This window comes from Achromobacter sp. 1012554356, from assembly GCF_059760815.1.
Genome location: NZ_JCBANC010000009.1, coordinates 35850 through 53461 on the forward strand (window position 1 = coordinate 35850; position 17612 = coordinate 53461).

15 protein-coding genes are annotated in these 17612 nt (G+C 66.3%); 12 read left to right on the plus strand and 3 right to left on the minus strand.

Annotation, left to right across the window (positions count from 1 at the left end; all coding sequences use genetic code 11):
* The first annotated feature begins 2 nt into the window (after nucleotides 1-2).
* From AC6LJW_RS06240 to AC6LJW_RS06255, 4 genes are read left to right on the plus strand one after another with little or no spacing between them, the layout of a single operon-like run.
* Nucleotides 3-2240, plus strand: a complete 2238-nt coding sequence (locus tag AC6LJW_RS06240) for an ABC transporter substrate-binding protein (RefSeq protein WP_498086780.1) — start codon at nucleotides 3-5, stop codon at nucleotides 2238-2240.
* Nucleotides 2237-3214 (plus strand): ABC transporter permease, encoded by a 978-nt coding sequence (locus AC6LJW_RS06245; protein WP_056563262.1) that lies wholly within the window; start codon nucleotides 2237-2239, stop codon nucleotides 3212-3214. Before AC6LJW_RS06240 ends, AC6LJW_RS06245 begins: the two co-directional genes overlap by 4 nt.
* A 5-nt stretch (nucleotides 3215-3219) precedes the next feature.
* The gene (locus tag AC6LJW_RS06250; protein ID WP_498086781.1) at nucleotides 3220-4731 is read left to right on the plus strand and encodes an ABC transporter permease; all 1512 of its coding nucleotides are present in this window, start codon (nucleotides 3220-3222) and stop codon (nucleotides 4729-4731) included.
* Nucleotides 4728-6419, plus strand: a complete 1692-nt coding sequence (locus AC6LJW_RS06255) for an ABC transporter ATP-binding protein (protein ID WP_498086782.1) — start codon at nucleotides 4728-4730, stop codon at nucleotides 6417-6419. Before AC6LJW_RS06250 ends, AC6LJW_RS06255 begins: the two co-directional genes overlap by 4 nt.
* A gap of 67 nt (nucleotides 6420-6486) precedes the next feature.
* Here AC6LJW_RS06255 and AC6LJW_RS06260 read toward each other — a convergent pair whose 3' ends face one another.
* From AC6LJW_RS06260 to AC6LJW_RS06270, 3 genes are all read right to left on the minus strand, one after another.
* Entirely contained in the window at nucleotides 6487-7032 is a 546-nt protein-coding gene (locus AC6LJW_RS06260) for a MarR family winged helix-turn-helix transcriptional regulator (RefSeq protein ID WP_056563255.1), read from the minus strand.
* A 29-nt stretch (nucleotides 7033-7061) separates the two neighbouring features.
* Nucleotides 7062-8675: a collagen-like triple helix repeat-containing protein gene (locus tag AC6LJW_RS06265; RefSeq protein ID WP_498086783.1), complete on the minus strand. Its 1614-nt coding sequence runs from the start codon at nucleotides 8673-8675 to the stop codon at nucleotides 7062-7064.
* Between the two features lie 369 nt (nucleotides 8676-9044).
* Complete coding sequence (locus AC6LJW_RS06270) at nucleotides 9045-10706, minus strand: ShlB/FhaC/HecB family hemolysin secretion/activation protein (protein WP_498086812.1); 1662 nt, start codon at nucleotides 10704-10706, stop codon at nucleotides 9045-9047.
* A gap of 547 nt (nucleotides 10707-11253) precedes the next feature.
* Between AC6LJW_RS06270 and AC6LJW_RS06275 the strand changes: the two genes are divergently transcribed.
* The 8 genes from AC6LJW_RS06275 to AC6LJW_RS06310 all read left to right on the plus strand — a co-directional run bounded on the left by AC6LJW_RS06275 (nucleotide 11254) and on the right by AC6LJW_RS06310 (nucleotide 17597).
* Nucleotides 11254-12084 (plus strand): MHYT domain-containing protein, encoded by an 831-nt coding sequence (locus AC6LJW_RS06275; protein WP_498086784.1) that lies wholly within the window; start codon nucleotides 11254-11256, stop codon nucleotides 12082-12084.
* A gap of 34 nt (nucleotides 12085-12118) precedes the next feature.
* Nucleotides 12119-12331 (plus strand): Flp family type IVb pilin, encoded by a 213-nt coding sequence (locus AC6LJW_RS06280; RefSeq protein ID WP_056563247.1) that lies wholly within the window; start codon nucleotides 12119-12121, stop codon nucleotides 12329-12331.
* 149 nt (nucleotides 12332-12480) lie between these two features.
* Nucleotides 12481-12987 carry a prepilin peptidase gene (locus tag AC6LJW_RS06285; protein ID WP_056563244.1) on the plus strand — a complete coding sequence of 169 codons (507 nt, stop codon included), beginning with the start codon at nucleotides 12481-12483 and terminating at the stop codon, nucleotides 12985-12987.
* Nucleotides 12933-13394 carry a TadE/TadG family type IV pilus assembly protein gene (locus tag AC6LJW_RS06290; RefSeq protein WP_498086785.1) on the plus strand — a complete coding sequence of 154 codons (462 nt, stop codon included), beginning with the start codon at nucleotides 12933-12935 and terminating at the stop codon, nucleotides 13392-13394. Before AC6LJW_RS06285 ends, AC6LJW_RS06290 begins: the two co-directional genes overlap by 55 nt.
* A 1-nt stretch (nucleotide 13395) precedes the next feature.
* Complete coding sequence (locus tag AC6LJW_RS06295) at nucleotides 13396-13887, plus strand: TadE/TadG family type IV pilus assembly protein (protein ID WP_498086786.1); 492 nt, start codon at nucleotides 13396-13398, stop codon at nucleotides 13885-13887.
* A complete protein-coding gene (cpaB, locus tag AC6LJW_RS06300) occupies nucleotides 13884-14858 on the plus strand; it encodes a Flp pilus assembly protein CpaB (RefSeq protein ID WP_427986746.1) in 975 nt (324 codons plus the stop codon). The genes AC6LJW_RS06295 and cpaB overlap by 4 nt, the downstream gene beginning before the upstream one ends.
* 64 nt (nucleotides 14859-14922) lie before the next feature.
* Complete coding sequence (locus AC6LJW_RS06305; protein ID WP_498086787.1) at nucleotides 14923-16284, plus strand: type II and III secretion system protein family protein; 1362 nt, start codon at nucleotides 14923-14925, stop codon at nucleotides 16282-16284.
* Nucleotides 16281-17597, plus strand: coding sequence for a MinD/ParA family protein (locus AC6LJW_RS06310; RefSeq protein WP_056563233.1), 1317 nt, complete (start codon nucleotides 16281-16283; stop codon nucleotides 17595-17597). Before AC6LJW_RS06305 ends, AC6LJW_RS06310 begins: the two co-directional genes overlap by 4 nt.
* Nucleotides 17598-17612: the final 15 nt, after the last annotated feature.

A 17612-nucleotide genomic window follows, 5' to 3' on the forward strand; every position in this document is an offset into this window, starting at 1 on the left:
CCATGGGTGTATTGAAGCGGCTCTGGGCGTCGGCCATGCTGCTGTCGCTGGCGTTGACGGGCTGCTCGCAAGAAAGCCCCATCAACAGCCCGTATCCATCCGGCGCCGAAAGCCAGAACACGCTGTATTCCGCTTTCGTCAAACGATCCCCCAAATACCTGGACCCGGCCAGCTCTTATTCCGGCGACGAGACGCCATATACCTACAACATCTATGAGCCGCTTTACGGGTATCACTACCTGAAGCGGCCCTACGAACTGATCCCGCGCGCGGCGGCGTCGATCGATCCGCCGGTGTACCTGGACAAGGACGGCAACCCGCTGCCCGCGGACGCGCCCGGCGAGCAGATCGCGCAAAGCGTTTACGACATCAAGATCCGGCCGGGCATCCGCTTTGCGCCGCATCCGGCCTTTGCGCGCAAGCAGGACGGCAACTATGCGTACTATCCGCTGGCGCCCGGTGAACTCGACGACAAGTTCTACATTCCCGATTTCCCGCTGACCGGCACCCGCGAGCTCACCGCCGACGACTACGTCTATGCGTTCCGGCGCCTGGCCAGCCCGCGGGTGGTGTCGCCCATCTATTCGCTGATGGCTGAACACGTGCAGGGCCTCAAAGACTACGGCGACCGGCTGCGCAAGCGCGATCAGGACCTGCGGCGCGACGTGCCTGGGGGCGCCGGCGCGTCGCCCTGGCTGGATCTGCGCGAGGACGACGGTTTCAAGGGTGTCGAGGCGCTGGATGCCCACACGCTGCGGATCCGCGTCGACGGCAAGTATCCCCAGTTCAAGTACTGGCTGGCCATGACCTTTACCGCGCCCATCCCGTGGGAAGCGGACCGTTTCTATAACCAGCCCGGCATGGCCGCGCACGACCTCTCGCTGAACACCTGGCCGGTGGGCACCGGGCCGTACATGCTGGTCGAATCGCTGCAGAACCGCCGCCACGTGCTGGGCCGCAATCCCAATTACCACGGCGAACCCTACCCCTGCGAAGGCGAACCCGGCGACAAGGCGGCCGGCCTTTTGGCCGACTGCGGCAAGCCCACGCCGTTCATCGACCGGGCCGAGTTCAGCGTCGAAAAGGAAGCCATTCCGCTGACCGGCAAGTTCATGCAGGGCTATTACGACGTGCCGCAGATCGAGCGCGGCGAATACGGCGTGGCCATGCTGGTGGCGGCCGGCGACAGCCAGGACAAGGCGCGCAAGTACCAGGAACACGGCATCAAGCTGCCGACCACGGTCGAGACCGCCAACTGGTACATGGGCTTCAACTGGCTGGATCCGGTGGTGGGCAAGGGCGACACGCCCGAGCAGCAGGAACGCAACCGCAAGCTGCGCCAGGCCATCAGCATCGCCTTCGACTGGGAAGAGTACGTGGCGGTGTTCGAGAACAGCCAGGCATCGGTGGCGTATGGCCCGGTTCCGCCCGGCGTGCTGGGCTACCGCGATCCGCCCGAAGGCATCAATCCCGTGGTATATGACCTGGTCGATGGCAAGCCCGTGCGCAAGTCCATCGACGTGGCCAAGCGGCTGCTCGCCGAGGCCGGCTACCCGGACGGCCGCAACGCGCAGACTGGCGCGCCGCTGGTGCTCTACTTCGATTCGATGTCCGGCGGCGGGTCCAACCCGCAATCTGATTGGATGCGGCGCCAGCTTGCCAAGATCGGCGTGCAGCTCGACGTGCGGGCCACCGACTACAACCGCTTCCAGGACAAGATGCTGCGCGGCGCCGCGCAGATCTTCCTGTGGGGCTGGAACGCCGACTACCCCGACGCCGAGAACTTCCTGTTCCTGCTGTACGGCCCCAACGCCAAGGCCAAGGGCGGCGGCGAGAACGCGGCCAACTATGCCAGCCCCGAGTTCGACAAGCTGTTCGAGCAGATGAAATTCCTGGACGACGGCCCCGAGAAGGCCGCGCTGATCGCCGACATGATCGCCGTCGTCCAGCGCGACGCGCCGTGGATGTTCGGCTACTTCCCGATGTCGGGCGGCGCCTACCAGCAGTGGGTCGGCAACGCCAAGCCCACGCAGATGGTGCGCAACACGCTGCAGTACATGAAGGTCGACCCGGCGCTGCGGCAGCAGAAGATCGACGAATGGAACTCGCCCATCTGGTGGCCCGTCGGCGTCTTCATCCTGCTGCTGGCGCTCGCGATCTGGCCTTCGTACGTGGCGCTCAAGCGGCGTGAACGCCAGACGGCGTTTGTGCCGCCCGAACGCAAGGAGCATCAATCATGATCGGCTATGTCATTCGCCGGCTGTTGTATGGCGTGCTGATTCTGATCGGCGTCAATCTCTTTACCTTCATCCTTTTCTTTGCGGTGAATACGCCCGATGACATGGCGCGGCTGGCCATCGGCGGCCAGCGTGTCAGCCAGGACGCCGTCGAGAAATGGAAGGCCGAACGCGGCTACGACAAGCCGCTCTTTTTCAATGCCGAGGCCCAAGGCACGGCGCAGCTCACGGACACGGTGTTCTACCGGCGTTCGGTGCCGCTGCTGGTGATGGATTTTGGCGCGTCGGATGGCGGCCGCGATATCGGCCGCGAGATCAAGACGCGCATGGGGCCCAGCCTGGCGCTGGCGGTGCCCACGTTTTTCCTGGGGCTGTTCGCCAGCATCGTGTTCTCGCTGACGCTGGTCTATTTCCGGGCCACGCGGCTGGACTTCTGGGGCGTCGTGCTGTGCGTGATGCTGCTGTCGATATCCAGCCTGTTCTACATCATTGCGGGCCAGTGGCTGTTTGCGAAGCTGCTGCGGCTGGTGCCGTTCTCGGGCTACTCGGGCGGACTGGACGTGATCAAGTTCCTGGCATTGCCGGTGCTGGTGGCGATCGTGTCGCGGCTGGGCCCGGAGGCGCGCTTTTACCGCACGCTGTTTCTTGAAGAGATCGGCAAGGACTACGTGCGCACTGCGCGCTCCAAGGGCCTGGCCGAACGTGTCGTGCTGTTCCGTCATGTGCTGCGCAACGCCATGCTGCCCATCCTGACCAGCACGGTCGCCGCGCTGCCGCTGCTGTTCATGGGAAGCCTTATCGCCGAATCGTTCTTCGGCATTCCGGGGCTGGGCAGCTACACCATCGACGCCATCAATGCGCAGGACTTCTCCATCGTGCGCGCCATGGTGTTTCTGGGCGCGGCGCTTTATATCGTGGGGCTGATCCTGGCCGACATTTCCTACACGCTGGCCGATCCCCGCGTGCGTTTCGAGTAGCCGCCATGCCCAAGTTCGTCTTTCTCTGGACCGATATCGCGCTGTGGCTGATGGTGGCGGGCGCGCTGGCCTATGTCTGGCACGTGCGCCGCAGTCCCAACCTGCGCGCCACCTGGGCGCGTGTCGCGCGCGACACGCCCGCCATGTGTTCGGCCGTCATCCTGGTCGCGTTTTCGGTGGTCGGCCTGCTGGATTCCGTGCACTATCGTCCGCTGCTGCCGCCTGCGCCGGGCGCCGCCGCCGACGCCCCGCCGGTCTACGCGCCCGCGGTGCGGTCCGCGCTGGATGGGCTATTGGCTGGCACCGTGCTCACGCGCCCCGAAAAAACCTATTCCGAGCCGCTGGCCGCGCATCAGTTCACCAAAGAGACCATGCTGGTCGACGATAAGCCGGTACGCGATTTTCCGCGGCTGCGCGGGGCGGCGCTGCACCTGACCGATCCCGAGAAAGAGCGCGCGGGCGACATTGCGATGCGGCTGGGGTGGGGGCTGGCCGCGGGGCTGGCCGTCGCGCTGGCGGGCGCGGTCCTGCTATTTGCCTGCCTGACGCGCGCCACCGGTTCGGCGTCGCACGCGGCCGAGGAACTGCTGGCCGGCCGCGCCGACATTCCCTGGCGCGCCATGACGATCACCTTCGCCCTGTTGTGCCTTGCGGTGGGGGCGCTGGCCGGCCTGTCCAGCGGCTATCACGCGCTGGGCACCGACCGCATCGGCAATGACGTGTTGTGGCAGGCGCTGAAAAGCATCCGCACGGCGCTCGTCATTGGCAGTCTCACCACGCTGGCGATGCTGCCGCCGGCCATCATTTTTGGCATCGCGGCCGGGTATTTCAAGGGCAAGGTCGACGATGCCATCCAGTACCTGTACACCACCATCACCTCGATCCCCGGCGTGCTGCTGGTTGCTGCCTGCGCCCTGATGATGCAGGTGTACATCGACAACCATTCCGACCTCTTCAACACCTCGGCGGCACGCGCCGACCTGCGGCTGTTCCTCTTGTGCATGATCCTGGGCCTGACAGGCTGGGCAGGGCTGTGCCGCCTGCTGCGCGCCGAAACCCTGAAATTGCGCGAACTGGAATACGTGCAGGCCGCGCGCGCCTTTGGCGTGTCGCACTGGCGCATCATGACGCGCCACCTGCTGCCCAACGTGGCCCATCTGGTGCTGATCACCGTGGTGCTGGAGTTCTCGGGCCTGGTGCTTTACGAGGCAGTGCTGTCCTACCTGGGCATCGGCGTGGATCCCAGCATGAATTCCTTCGGCTCGATGATCGACGGCGCGCGGCTGGAAATGTCGCGCGATCCCATGATCTGGTGGAACCTGATGACCGCTTTCATCTTCATGCTGGCGCTGGTGCTGGCCGCCAACCTGTTTGCGGACGCCGTGCGCGATGCCTTCGATCCGCGCACGCGCCGCTACAAGCCCAGCCGCCTGGCGCGCCTGGGCTTTCTTGGCCGCCGTCCGGAAGCCATGCTGGCGGCGGACGGCCGCGCCTCCAAGACCGGAGAGGCGCCATGACGTACGACACTCCCTTGCTGACCGTGAACGGCCTGGACGTCGACGTCGCGGGCGAAAGCGGCATGACGCATGCGGTCAAGCGGCTGCAGCTGGCCATTTCCAAGCGCGAGACCTTCGCGCTGGTGGGCGAATCGGGCTGCGGCAAGAGCATGACCGCGCTGGCGCTGCTGCGGCTGCTTCCGGACGCCGGGCGCATCGTGGGCGGGCAGATCGACCTGGACGGCGAGGACCTGAACCGCCTGCCCGAAAGCGCCATGCGCGGCGTGCGCGGCGGGCGCATCGGCATCATCTTCCAGGAACCGTCCACCAGCCTGAACCCGGTCATGCGGGTAGGCGACCAGATCACCGAGACGTTGACCGCGCACACGCCGCTGCGCGGGGCGGCGGCGCGCGCGCGGGCCATCGAGTGGCTGCGCCGGGTCGGCATTCCGGAGCCCGAGCGCCGCATCGACGACTACCCGTTCCAGTTTTCCGGCGGCCAGAAGCAGCGCGTCATGATCGCCATCGCGCTGGCGGCCGAACCCGTGCTGCTGATCGCCGATGAGCCGACCACCGCGCTGGACGTAACGGTGCAGGCGCAGGTGCTGGACCTTCTGGCCAGCATCCAGCAGGAAATGGGCATGGCCGTCCTTTTGATCACGCATGACCTGGCCGTGGTCAAGAACGTGGCGCATCACGTCGCGCTGATGCGCAGCGGCGAGATCGTCGAAAGCGCCAGCGCCGAGGAATTCTTCCGGGCGCCGCGCCATCCATATGCCAAGCAGCTCTTCGAGGCCATTCCCACCTTCGACAAGCGCGGCGTGCCGCTGACCGAACAGGGCCGCGCCGTGGCCGCGCAGCAGCGCCAGCAGGCCGGGCCGGACCGCACGGCGGGCGTGGTGCTGGACGTGCAGGACCTGAAAGTCCATTACCCGGTACGCAAGGGGCCGCTGCGCCGCATCGTGTCCTGGGTCAAAGCCGTGGACGGCGTGACCTTCACGCTGCGCGCGGGCGAAACGCTGGCGCTGCTGGGCGAGTCCGGCTGCGGCAAGACCACCACCGGCAAGGCGTTGCTGCGGCTGATCGACGGCGCGCGCATCTCGGGCCGCGCCATGCTGCAAGGCCAGGATCTGCTGACCGCCGACCGCCGCCAGCTGCAGCGGCTGCGCCAGGACATCCAGATCGTGTTCCAGGATCCGTACGCGTCGCTGGATCCGCGCATGCGCATCGGCGAGATCCTGGACGAGGGGCTGGCATCGCTCAAGCGCGGCATGAGCCGGCAGGATCGCGAGAAGCACGCCGCGCAGCTCATCGAGCGGGTAGGGCTGCCCGCCAATACGCTGATGCGCTATCCGCATGAATTCTCGGGCGGACAACGCCAGCGCATTGCCATTGCTCGCGCGCTGGCCGTTGAGCCCAAGGTGCTGATCTGCGACGAGCCCACGTCGGCGCTGGACGTGTCTGTGCAGGCGCAGATTCTGGATCTGCTGCGCGAACTGCAGACCGATCTGGGCATCGCGTATCTCTTTATCACCCACAATTTCGGGGTGGTCGAGTACCTGGCGGACCGCATCGCGGTCATGGACAAGGGCCGCATCGTCGAACTCGGTCAGGCCGAATCGGTCTTGCTGGCGCCGCGCCAGGAAGTCACGCGCCGGCTGCTGGCCGCGGTGCCGCGTCTGCACTTCGGGCCGCCGGAGGCGGAGTGATCCAAAGCCGGATCCGGCCAATGTGGCCGGATCCGGTGGTAGCGTCAACGAGGCAATACCCCGCCGCCTACCCGGGCTGATGCGCGCTGCCCGTCTCCAGCCAGTCCAGCGTGTCACGCTTGACGCCGCGGCCGCACCGCGTCAAAAACCCGTGCACGGCCTCCAGTTCCGCGGTGTCATAGTTGCATGAAGTCATCGCGATGGTCTCGGCGATCCACTGCCGCTCCTGCGCGAGCACCCGGCACTGCGCCTCGACCGGCCGGATCACGATGATCCTGCGGTCAAGCGGGTGGCGGCCGCGTTCCACGTAGCCGGCTGCTTCCAGCCGGTTGATGAGCGCGGTCGCCCCCCCCGAACTGATGCCCATCAATCTCGCCAGATGCCCCGTCGGCAGGGCATCGAACGCGATGACCAGCTCCAGCGCCTTCAAGTCCGCCACAGTCGTGCCCAGCTTCTCGGCCAAGGCCGATTGGCAGGCCGTGTTGTAGGCGGCGAACTGCCGGCCGAGCAGCAGGCCGATTTCGTCCAGCATGCCGGACCGCCGGCTGCTCTTTGATGGCTCGACCATGCCGGTCATGGGCTCGTGGTGTTGATAGGTGTGTTGTTGCAGCATGATGGGGTTTCCTGGCGGTTTTTAGGGGATCACTTCTTGCCGGCCAGGCCGCCGAGCAGTCCGCCCAGCAAGCCGCCATTGGGCGCGCCGCCCGTCGAGCTGCCCGTCGTCGCGCCCGTCACCCCCACCAGCAGACCGCCGAGCAGTCCGCCGTTGGCTGCGCCACCGGTCGTTCCGCCCGAGCCTCCCGAACTGGCCGGCGCACCGGTGGAAGCGCCTGCGCCCGCGCCGGCTCCCGCGCCCGCCGCGACATTCACGCCGCCCAGCAGCCCGCCCAGCAGACCCCCGCCGCTTGTGCCGGCCGAGGCGCCGGCACCCGCGGCGGCGCCGGCCCCAGCGGTCAATCCGCCGGTTACCCCACCGAGCAGGCCGGTCACGGGCGCCAGCAGGCCGCCCGCGCCGTTGGCGCCGCCCGTGACGCCACCCAGGCCGCCCGTCACGCCGCCCAGCCCCCCCGTCAGCGAGGCAACGGCGCCCGTGGCGTTGGCCAACGTCGAACCCAGGGGATTCGCGTTGCCCGGCGTCGCATGGAGCAAACCGCCAGCGCTCGCGACCGCGCCGCCCAGCCCTTGCAGTACGCCGTTCAAGCCCGGCGCGGTACCCGGCAACGAGCCGCCCAGATTGGTGACGGTGCCGCCCAGGCCGGTCAACAGGTTGGCGACCGGTGCGCCCAGCTTGGTCGTGTCGCCCACTTGCTGCGTCAGGCCGACGACGTTGCCGGCCAGCGGGCTGGCGGTCGGGTCGAGCGCGCCGCCCACGCCTGCCAGCGTCGTCTGCAGACCCAGCGGCAGCACGTTGTCGACGGTCTTGCCGACATTGCCCAGCGCGGGCTCGAGCAGCGGCGTGGTGGGGCCGTTGAGCGCACCGTTCGTCACGCCGCCCACCACTTGCGTGATCGGTTGCAGCAGGCCGCCCTGGCCGGACAGCGGGCCGGTCAGCGCGCCCACTGCGCCCGTGGCATTGCCCAGCACGGTGGTCAGGGGATTGGGGTTGTTGGCGTCCGCATGCAGCAGGCCGCCCGTGCTGGCCACCGTCTTGCCCAGGCCATCCACCAGGCCACCCACGCCGACTGCCAGGCCGCCGGGCAGGCCCGAGCCCTTGACGTCCGTGCCCAGGTCGCTGACCGCGCCACCCACCTGCCTGACGATGCCGTCGACAGGCTGGCCCAGGCCGGTCGTGGCGCCCACTTGCTGCGTCAGGCCAACCACGGTGTCCGCGACCGGCTTGATCGTGGGATCCAGCGCCTTGCCAACGCCGCCAAGGGTCGAGTCCAGATTCAGGGGCAGGGCGTTGTCGACCGCGCCGCCGGTATTGCCCAGCGTCGTTTCCAGCAGGCCGGTAACGCGCGGCGGGTTAGTGCCGGGGTCGGTGCCGCCGCCGCCGGGATTGGTGCCGCCACCGGGGTTCGTGCCGCCGCCCGGGTTGGTGCCCCCGCCGGGATTCGTTCCACCGCCGGGGTTCACGCCGGGATCAAGCCCCCCGCCGCCCGGGTTCGTCGGGATATCGGTTCCCGGAAGTCCTGCAGTTTTCTTCCCGCTGCCCCCGCCGCCTCCGCAGGCGGTCAGCGCGCCGACAAGCGCGGTGGCCATGACGGTGGCGGTCAGGACGTGATGGAGGCGGCGCATCTCGGTACGGTTCTGCATGACGAACTCCTTTGGCTGGAAGAATCGAGTCTTGAAACAACCCGGTACGCTTCCTGATGCATAAACCATGCCAAGATTTTTCAGAACCGTTGCATATCGCCAGTTTGGGAAATGCCGAGCCAATAAATTCGCTTTGTTATCAAGCGCATACGCTGGTATTTAAGGGTTTTTCCCTGGCTCTCGATAATCCCTGTTTTGGGATGGCGGCGAGCCTGCGACTGTTACGGAAAGCCGGTCATCCGACGTAACGTTACGTCGGACGTTACGGCCGGCGTTACGTAACGCCGGATCCTTTCGCGCATTAAAAACGCCCGTCGTAACGGGCGTTTTTAAATTTCGGGCATAACCGCGCCAGGCCCGGCTGGACAGTTACAGCGCGTCCCAGAACAGCGAGTAATTGGCGTTGAAGCGCAGGTCGCGGTCGTTATTGACGGTGGCCGATCCCACCGGCTTGGCTACGTTGAAGTCAAACAGATAATGCTTGTCGTCGGTAATCCGCACGCCCAGCGCCACGGATGATAGGTGGCGGTTATTCAACGTCTGCAGGTCCTTGTTGTTGTACCAGGTGCGTGCGTAGTCGACCAATGCGTAGGGCTGCACGCTGGAAAGATACGTCCAGCCCACGCCGAAGCGGCGATTGATTTCCGCTGACACGCCGACGCCTTTGTCGCCACTTTGTTCGCCTTGCGGATAACCCATGGCAAACCGCCAACTGCCAAAGGAAATCTGCTCGGAAGAGGGCAGGATATTGCTGGAATACTGCCCCGCGCCGGAGAAAACTAGCCCAAATTGATGGGGCAGCGCAAATGTCTGCCTGGCGTTCAGGTTGTAGCGGGTGAAGTCCAAGTCCAGCCGCGGCGTGGCGGAATAACCGTAATTGGTCGAGATATCCTTTTTTGCGCCGACGGCGTCAAAACCCTTGGCAACCGTAAGCGTGACGTCCGTCGCCTTGGTTTCTGAAACCTGGATAAACCGCATTTCGGCTGTGGCGGCGCGCACCTGCGCGTCCTGCTGCAACCAACGGTCGGATTCGCGGGCTTCGTATCGGTCCTTGGAATTGGCGGCATATACCCCTAACGTGCCGGTCAGCGAACGCCGGTTGTTGAGCAGAAACGGATAACTGACGCCGACGCCGATGCGGTCGTTTTTTACACGGCGATCAAAACCCAGCAGTTCAATCGCATCATCCTGCGGCCGCGCATCGTAGTAATAACCGTCCACTTTGACCGACAGGCCATTGGCGCCGATCGGTACCCGGATTTCGCCGGACACGTATTTCACGTCGTCGGTATTGAATGGGACCGACGCCGTCAGCTTCACCTGTTCGCCTAACGGGGTCAGGCTGTTGGTTGTGACATTCACGATAGGTTGCATGCCGGTGCCCAGATCCGCGATGTCGCCGTTGAGGCTGACGGGTTGGCGGGTGGCCACCAGCGCCAGCTCGGTGGCGCCGTCCGCGCGGCGGGGCAGGTCCAGGCTGGGCGTGAACCTGACGCCCGGCACGGTTCGCATCAGGTTCAGTTGGCGCTCCAGCGTGGCCTGGCTGAGCGGCCGTTCCGCCAGCAACGGCGCGGCCAGTGCTTCAAGCCGATCCTGCGCATTGCCGATGTCGCCGTCGATCCGCACATTGGCGATAAAGCCCTCGACCACCGTCACCACGACCAGGCCGTTGGCGAATGTCTGGTTCTGCACCAGCGCAAATGACAGGGGAAAGCCCTTGTCGCGGTAAAGCTGCGTGATCTTGTCGACCTGGGCGACCAGCTCTCCCAGGCTGATTTCCTTGCCCGCAAGCGGCGCGAGCACGGCGGACACCTCCTCGAACGGAATGGCGCGCACGCCGGTGACGTCGAAGTTGCGCGGCACGATCCGTTGCGCCAGCCGGGCCTGCAAGGCCAGTTGCTCGGGGGTGGCGGTTTGGACGACCGGTGGCGGTTGCCTTGCCGATGGCGGACGTTCCAGCCGCGGCAGGGCGTCCACCGGGTTGCCGCGCAGCGGTCCCTCCGCCCGCACTGGCGAGCCCGTCACCATCATGCAAAACAGGGCCAGGGCCAAAGGCCCACCCTGACATTTCCCTCGTGTGCCTTTCTTATCTTTCATTTCTGCTTGCTCATGTGAACGCCGAGCCGATAAAGATCGCGTGTCGAGTGGAAAAGGGGGTTGTGTCACCAGTAATTAACTGTTGCGTTTAAGGGTGCTTATATGGTGCCAGTATTGTCCGAACGATGACAATCAATTTCAAAATGAGGTTGTACGACGTGCAATATGTCTCCCGTACGGCATTATTCCGATGTCCCCATTAATTCGATATCTGAAAGATAGGCGAGTTTCGGACGTTTTTTATAAGATTACCTGGAAGTTGGGAGTATCCGTTACAACTCGTGTGTCGCAACATTGCGAAATTCAGTGAAAACCCTGATGCGTATGATTTGGCAATATATAAACTGAAGCCACGTATCAAAAATACGCAAAATGTGTGGACCCGCCCGGAGATTCAAATGGCTGGGAAATACTGCAAGAAGCACTGCAATTACCCGCCGGCTGCGCAATATCGCTGCCGGCTACCACACGAGGAGCATTCATGAGCCCGGGCGACGTTGTCCCGCTCTCCTTCGACGGCCGCTTGGTGGCGCTGTCGTTCCTGATCGCGGCCTTGGGCTCGTACGTCGCCCTGCTGGCGGCGGCGGGCATCCGCGCGGAAACGCAGGACGGGGAGATCCGCCTTGGCTATGTCGTCATCGGCGCGGTGGCGATGGGCGGCGTGGGGATCTGGAGCATGCATTTCATTGGCATGCTGGCGCAAAACCTGCCTTTTGAAGTCGGTTATCAGGCCGGGCTGACCATACTGAGCTTTCTGGTTGCCGCCGGGTTTTCCGGGTGGGCCTTCTGGTATGTCGGCCGGGATCGGTTCTCTTTTATTCGGTGCCTGATCGGCGGTTGCGCCGCGGGCTTTGGCGTTGCCTCCATGCATTATGTCGGGATGAGCGCCGCGCGCATGCCGGCGGTCCTGCTCTGGAATCTGCCGCTGGTTGTGTTGTCGGTGCTGATCGCCGTCATAGCGGCCACTGCCGCGCTCTGGCTCGCATTTAATACGCAGAACGAACGTCAGCGCATCGGCGCCGCCATTTTGATGGCCGTCGCCGTGTGCGGCATGCATTACACGGGTGCGGCCGCCGGAGCCGTTATCTGCACGGCCGCCAATGACGCCGCCGGCCGGTATATCGGGGGCGCCATGCTGCCGTATATCGCATTCGCCCTGTCCATCATCACCTTGCTGCTCATGCGCTGGCATTTGCAGCGGGCTTCGCAACGCTTTCGCGCTCGCATGGCGCAGCGCATTGACTCGATCATTGAATCGGCGCCTGGCGAGGTTTCGGGGAGATCCCCGGACGCCTCTCCGGGGCCGGGTTAGCGGGACCCTTCAATCGATGCCCATGGAGCTTGATATGAAAGCAACACTTGCGCAGTTCTGGAATGACGAAGACGGGATCACCGCCCTTGAGTACGGGCTGATCGCGGGAATGGTGGCAGTGGCCCTCATCGTGGCGGTGGGCGCCTTTACCGGTTCCTTGAAAGGCATGTTCGAGGACCTTGGCACCAAGCTGGATAACGCCAAGGCGGGGACTGGCACCACGCCGCCGGCCGGCGGCGCCGGCTGAGCCGCAAGCGGATCCGCGGCGCGGTGGCCCTTGCCACCGCGGCGCGAACCTGCAACCCGGCATCGCTTGATTGAAGGGGGCGGAGCCCGCCGCGGCACGCCCGAGGTCTTGTCCGTTCTTCAGAAGGTCTAGCCTTGTATCCAGGGGTGATGCTGTGGTGGCTGTTGTTTACATGCTGGATTCTGGCGCTGATCCATGGCGATCTGCGTCACCGCCGCGTCCCCAACCGGCTGATCGTCGCGGGACTCGCGGCCCAATTGCTTTGGCTGCTGGCGGCCTTGCTGGCGCCGGGCTGGGCCTATCCGCCGCGATGGAGTGGATGGCTGCCGGCGCTGGCCGGTTTTCTGGCGGCGGCGCTATTTCTGCCGCTGTGGCGCTGGCGTCTGATGGGCGCAGGCGATATCAAGGCGATCGCCGTTCTCGGGCTGCTGCTGGGCTTTGCGCCGCTGATGGTGACGCTGGTGCTGGCCAGCGTGCTGGCGGGTCTGCACAGTCTGCTGTATCTGGTCGTGTCGAGCGTCTGGGCGCTGAGCAACCGCGCGCGCCAGATTCCCTACGCGGCATATCTGGGGCTGGCCGCCGTCAGCGCGGCTCTTATTCCGTGGAATTCGCCCTGGTATTCGTGGTGTTCTTCCTGGTGTTCTACGGGATCCTGACGTATTCCCTGGTGGTTGCCGCCCAGCATTCCGTGACGCTTGCCGCGCAGGACGGCGCGCGCAAGATCCTGCAGTGGCAGCCCGGCACCGCGTCGCTTGTGGCGCGGGCCGAAGCCGGACGCGAATCGGCGCTGTCGCAGGCGGCGTGGATCAGCGCCATGTCCGCGGGACCCGTGCAGGTGGCGGTGTGCGGCAGTGCGGGCGCGCTGACCAGCGCGGCGGGCGGCGCGTGCAGCGGATTGCCGCTTGCGCAGGATCAGGTCGAAGTCAACGTGTCGTACGCGTATGGCGCCCATCCGCTCATCCCTTCCGTGCCGTTGTTGAACACGGCGCTGATGCCGGCTTCCAGCGTATTGAGCGCGCGCGCCACGGTGCATCTGGGCGATGCCCTGGGCGGGGGAAGCTGAGATGCGCGCGGCGCCGCAATACCTCAACCGCATCAAGACGCGCGCGCGCCAGCGCGGCATCGCAGCGCTGGAGTTTTCGCTGACGCTTACGTTGCTGCTGCTCTTCATCTGCGGCGTGGTCGGATTCGGCGCCCTGTTCTGGATGCAGCAGCAATTGGCCGCCGCCGCCGCTGACGGCGCGCGCGCGGCCGTCCAGGCGCGGTTCAGCGGCCAGGCCGACGTGCCGGCCATCGCCTGCGTGGCGGCGATGCGAACTTTCTCCGCCGGATCGGCGGTGCTGTGCAGCGCCACGCGCGCGCCGTGCGCCTGGCCCGGGGCAGGCGGGGCGCAGGCCGATTGCGCGACCGTCGCCATGACCTACAACACCCAGACCTGGCCGTTGCTCGAGACAGTGCGGGGCCTCGTCACGGCCTTGCCGGGCGCGAACCGCAACTGGATACCGAGCAGGCTGCATTCGCAGGCTGTCGTGCAGATATCGCAGGGGACGCCATGAGCAGTCTGAGCAAGATCGTCGCGGGATTGTTGCTGGTGGCGGGCGTGGCGCTTGCCTTCATGGCGTGGAGGCTGGCGTCGGCGCCGCCCCGCCCGGCGGTCAGCGTGGCGCCCGCGCCGCTTGCGGTGGCGCCTGCCGAGCCGGTCAAGCTGTATCCGGTGGTGGTGGCACGCGAGGCGATCGCGGCCGGCTCGCGCATCGACAGCGCAAAAATGCTGACGGTCGTGCAGTGGCAGGCCGCGTTGTCCGGCGGTTTTGCCGACCCCGCGCCGCTGGATGGCGCGGTGACGAAGGTCGACATTGCCGTGGGTGATCCGATCGTGCCCAGCCTACTCACGCAGGGCCTGGCGCGCCAGCTCAAGGCGGGCGAGCGCGCCGTCGCCATCGCGGTGGACGAAGTCATCGGCGGTGGCAACCGCATCGTCCCGGGCGACATGGTGGACGTGTTCTTCATGATCGAGAAAAGCCCCGAAGTCGCGTCGGGCCAGGCGCGCCTTTTGCAGTCGCAGGTGCGCGTGCTGGCCTATGGCCAGGCCACGGTGGAAGGGCCGGACGAGAAGCCGGCCTTGCAGCAGGGCGGCCCGGGCCAGCCGGCACGCACCGCGGTGCTGGCGGTGCCGGTGGATCGCGTCAACGAATTGATGCTGGCCAGCCGCGCGGGCCGCTTGCAACTGGCGCTGCGGCCGGTGGGCGACGACAGCATGCCGGATGTGGCCCTGTTCGCCCCGCGCGGCACGGTGTTGCCGGTACGCGCGGATCTGACGCCCGCGCAGCGCGAATCGCTGCTGGCCGGCCCCAACCGCGCCTTCGCGGGCGAGAGCCTGGTGCAGCTGGATGGCAGCACGGCCGCCGCCTTGGCGCCCGCCGCGCGCGGCCCCGCAACCCGCGCCGCAGCCCGGCCGCAAGGGACCGGTGGCGGCCGCACAGTCGAAATCATTCGAGGAGATAAAACCGAGCACGTGCGCTACTGAACGGGGCTGCGGGCGCACCAGGCGCAGCCCGCAGCCAAAGAATCCCACCATCAGATCCGGCACTATGAAGAACCTTCAGCGCACCACCATGATCTGCCTTCTGTTGGCCGCCGCGGCAATGACACCCGAAGGAATCAGCCTGGCACAAACCGCGGCCCCCGCGACTGGCGCAAACGCGCCGGCCCGCGACATTTCAATGGCGGTCAGGGAGCAGCAGACCGTCATGCTCGATCACGGCGCGCCCTCGCGCATCGCCATCGGCGATCCGGACGTGGCGGATGTAAAGGTGCTGCCAGCCACGGGCAACCGCGCGGGCGCCGTGCTGCTGTACGGCAAGAAGCCCGGCACCACGCGGCTGCAAGTCTGGTCCGCCGGCAACGCCGCGCCGCAGGTGTGGACCGTGCGCGTCGGTAGCGGCGTGCAGGGCGCGCTGGCCAGCCGCGGCCTGGCCGGCGGCGCCAACGTGGACATCGCGGACGGCCACGCCGTCGTTTCGGGCCACGCCGAATCGCCGCTCGGGCAGATTGCCTCGGCCACGATGGCGGCCGCCGCCGTGGGCGGTGATAAAAACGTGGTGGACCTGTCCACCGCTGGCGCCGGCGGCGTCGTGCAGGTGGAAGTGAAGGTCGTCGAGGTGTCGCGCTCGGTGATGAAGGCGGCCGGCATCAGCTTCACGGCCAGCAATGGCCCCTGGAGCGGCGGCAGCTCCACCATGCCAGCCAGCCTGGGCGGCGCGCTGGCGTCGGGGTTTTCGCTGTTCTACGACTCAAACAACTTTGCAGCGCGCCTGCGCCTCTTGCAGACCAACGGCATGGCGCGCGTGCTGGCCGAGCCCACGCTTGTCGCGCTGACGGGGCAGAGCGCCAGCTTCCTGGCGGGCGGCGAGCTGCCGATCCCGCAGGCCGGCGGACTGGGAACCGTCAACGTGACCTTCAAGCCCTTCGGCATCGGCCTGACCGTGACGCCCACCGTGCTGTCGCGCGACCGCATCGCGCTGAAGGTGGCGCCCGAGGCCAGCGAGCTGGACTACACCAACGGCATCGCCATCAACACCAGCGAAGACACCAGCACCATCATTCCGGCGCTGCGCACGCGTCGCGCCGACACGATGGTCGAACTGGGCGATGGCGAAAGTTTCGTCATCAGCGGCCTGGTGTCGCGCCAGACGAAGGCGTTGGTCAACAAGGTGCCCATGCTGGGCGACCTGCCGATCATCGGCGCGTTTTTTCGCAGCGTCGATTATTCCCAGGAAGACACCGAGCTGGTCATCGTCGTGACGCCGCGCCTGGTGCGCCCGATCGCGCGCGGCGTGGCCTTGCCGCTGCCGGGCGCCCGGCAGGAGCAAACGGACTCGGCGTTCAACGCCTGGGGTTATTACCTGACCGGCCCGGCAAGCGGCCAGCAGATGCCGGGATTCTCACGGTGACCAATATGAAGACACATGCCAGCGAAGGAGTGGGCCTGCAGAACGGCACGCGGTTCCTGTTTTGTTCTCAGGGTAGTGCGATTGCCTCGCAGTTGGGGATGGCGTTGGGCGACCTGGGCGTGCTGACCCAGGAGTCGCCGCGCATCGAGGAACTGGCGCGGCGACTGACGGAGCTTGCGCCGCAGGTGGTGTTCCTGGATTTCTCGTTGAGCGACGACGAACCCGGCAAATTGTTCAAGTCCGCTGAACTGGCGCGGCTCTTGGCGCGCATCGCGCCGACCCTGCCGCGCGTGGCGGTCGGCTACGTAAGCCAGCCCGAGGGGGCGATCGCCGCCCTGCGTGCGGGAGCGGTTGATTTCGTCGATCCGTCCGTGGCGCCGCAGGAGGTCCGGGAGGTGGTGCTGCGCGTGCTCGACCGGCCGTCGGGCGGGCGCATGGACGGCACGCGCCGCAGCGTCGTGCTGCTGGGCGCGCGTCCCGGCGTGGGCACCAGCACGCTGGCCGTGCATCTGGCAGGCATGGTGCAGGACCGCCTCAAGCTGACGTACAACCAGCGCGCCGCCAAGGCGTCTCAACCGCCGGGCGAGCCGCTGCCGTTGTCCAGCCGCGTGGCCCTCATGGACCTGGGCTGGCCGGTGGGCGATTGCCAGCTCTACCTGAACATCGGCGGCGACTTCGATTTTGCCGAGGCGGCGCGCAATCTGCGCCGCCTCGATTCCACGCTGCTCGGATCGGCGATGGCGCACACCGCCAACGGCCTGAGCGTGCTGTCGTTGCCGCGCGATCTGGGGCAGATGCGCGAGGTGTCGCAGTCGGATTCGCTGCTGGTGTTTGAACGGATGCGTCAGCACTTCTCCGTCGTTGTGGCCGACGCGGGCGGTTTCACCAATGCCGAGTTCGTGTCGGGCCTGGCGCGCAACTCGCAACTGAACTGGATCGTGACCGACCAGAGCGTGGGCGCGCTGGTGTCGCTGGCTGGGCTGCTGCAGGAACTGGAGCATCTGCACGTGGACCGTTCCACGTTAGGCCTCATCGTGAATCGCTATGACGAGCGCTACGGCATGACGGCCAAGCAGATCGCCGAACGCTTCAGCCTGGAACTCGTCGGCACGCTGCCGGACCGCACGCTGCCGCTGATGGTGTGCACCAACCGCGGCCATCTGCTGCACGAAGAGGCCGAGCGCGACGTCTACGTGCGCGCAGTGCAGACGCTGGCGGAACGCCTGTGCACCGAGGAAGCCGCGCCCGGCGGGCACGCAAGCTGGCTGGCTACCTGGCTGCCCGGCGTGCACCGCCGCATGGTGATCGGCTGACGGACCACATCGGCT

Bases quoted from the DNA above. Each gene is read 5' to 3' on its own strand.
- AC6LJW_RS06240 (WP_498086780.1), top strand. From the start codon at position 3: ATGGGTGTATTGAAGCGGCTCTGGGCGTCGGCCATGCTGCTGTCGCTG.
- AC6LJW_RS06245 (WP_056563262.1), top strand. From the start codon at position 2,237: ATGATCGGCTATGTCATTCGCCGGCTGTTGTATGGCGTGCTGATTCTG.
- AC6LJW_RS06250 (WP_498086781.1), top strand. From the start codon at position 3,220: ATGCCCAAGTTCGTCTTTCTCTGGACCGATATCGCGCTGTGGCTGATG.
- AC6LJW_RS06255 (WP_498086782.1), top strand. From the start codon at position 4,728: ATGACGTACGACACTCCCTTGCTGACCGTGAACGGCCTGGACGTCGAC.
- AC6LJW_RS06260 (WP_056563255.1), bottom strand. From the start codon at position 7,032: ATGCTGCAACAACACACCTATCAACACCACGAGCCCATGACCGGCATG.
- AC6LJW_RS06265 (WP_498086783.1), bottom strand. From the start codon at position 8,675: ATGCAGAACCGTACCGAGATGCGCCGCCTCCATCACGTCCTGACCGCC.
- AC6LJW_RS06270 (WP_498086812.1), bottom strand. From the start codon at position 10,706: ATGATGGTGACGGGCTCGCCAGTGCGGGCGGAGGGACCGCTGCGCGGC.
- AC6LJW_RS06275 (WP_498086784.1), top strand. From the start codon at position 11,254: ATGAGCCCGGGCGACGTTGTCCCGCTCTCCTTCGACGGCCGCTTGGTG.
- AC6LJW_RS06280 (WP_056563247.1), top strand. From the start codon at position 12,119: ATGAAAGCAACACTTGCGCAGTTCTGGAATGACGAAGACGGGATCACC.
- AC6LJW_RS06285 (WP_056563244.1), top strand. From the start codon at position 12,481: ATGCTGTGGTGGCTGTTGTTTACATGCTGGATTCTGGCGCTGATCCAT.
- AC6LJW_RS06295 (WP_498086786.1), top strand. From the start codon at position 13,396: ATGCGCGCGGCGCCGCAATACCTCAACCGCATCAAGACGCGCGCGCGC.
- cpaB (WP_427986746.1), top strand. From the start codon at position 13,884: ATGAGCAGTCTGAGCAAGATCGTCGCGGGATTGTTGCTGGTGGCGGGC.
- AC6LJW_RS06305 (WP_498086787.1), top strand. From the start codon at position 14,923: ATGAAGAACCTTCAGCGCACCACCATGATCTGCCTTCTGTTGGCCGCC.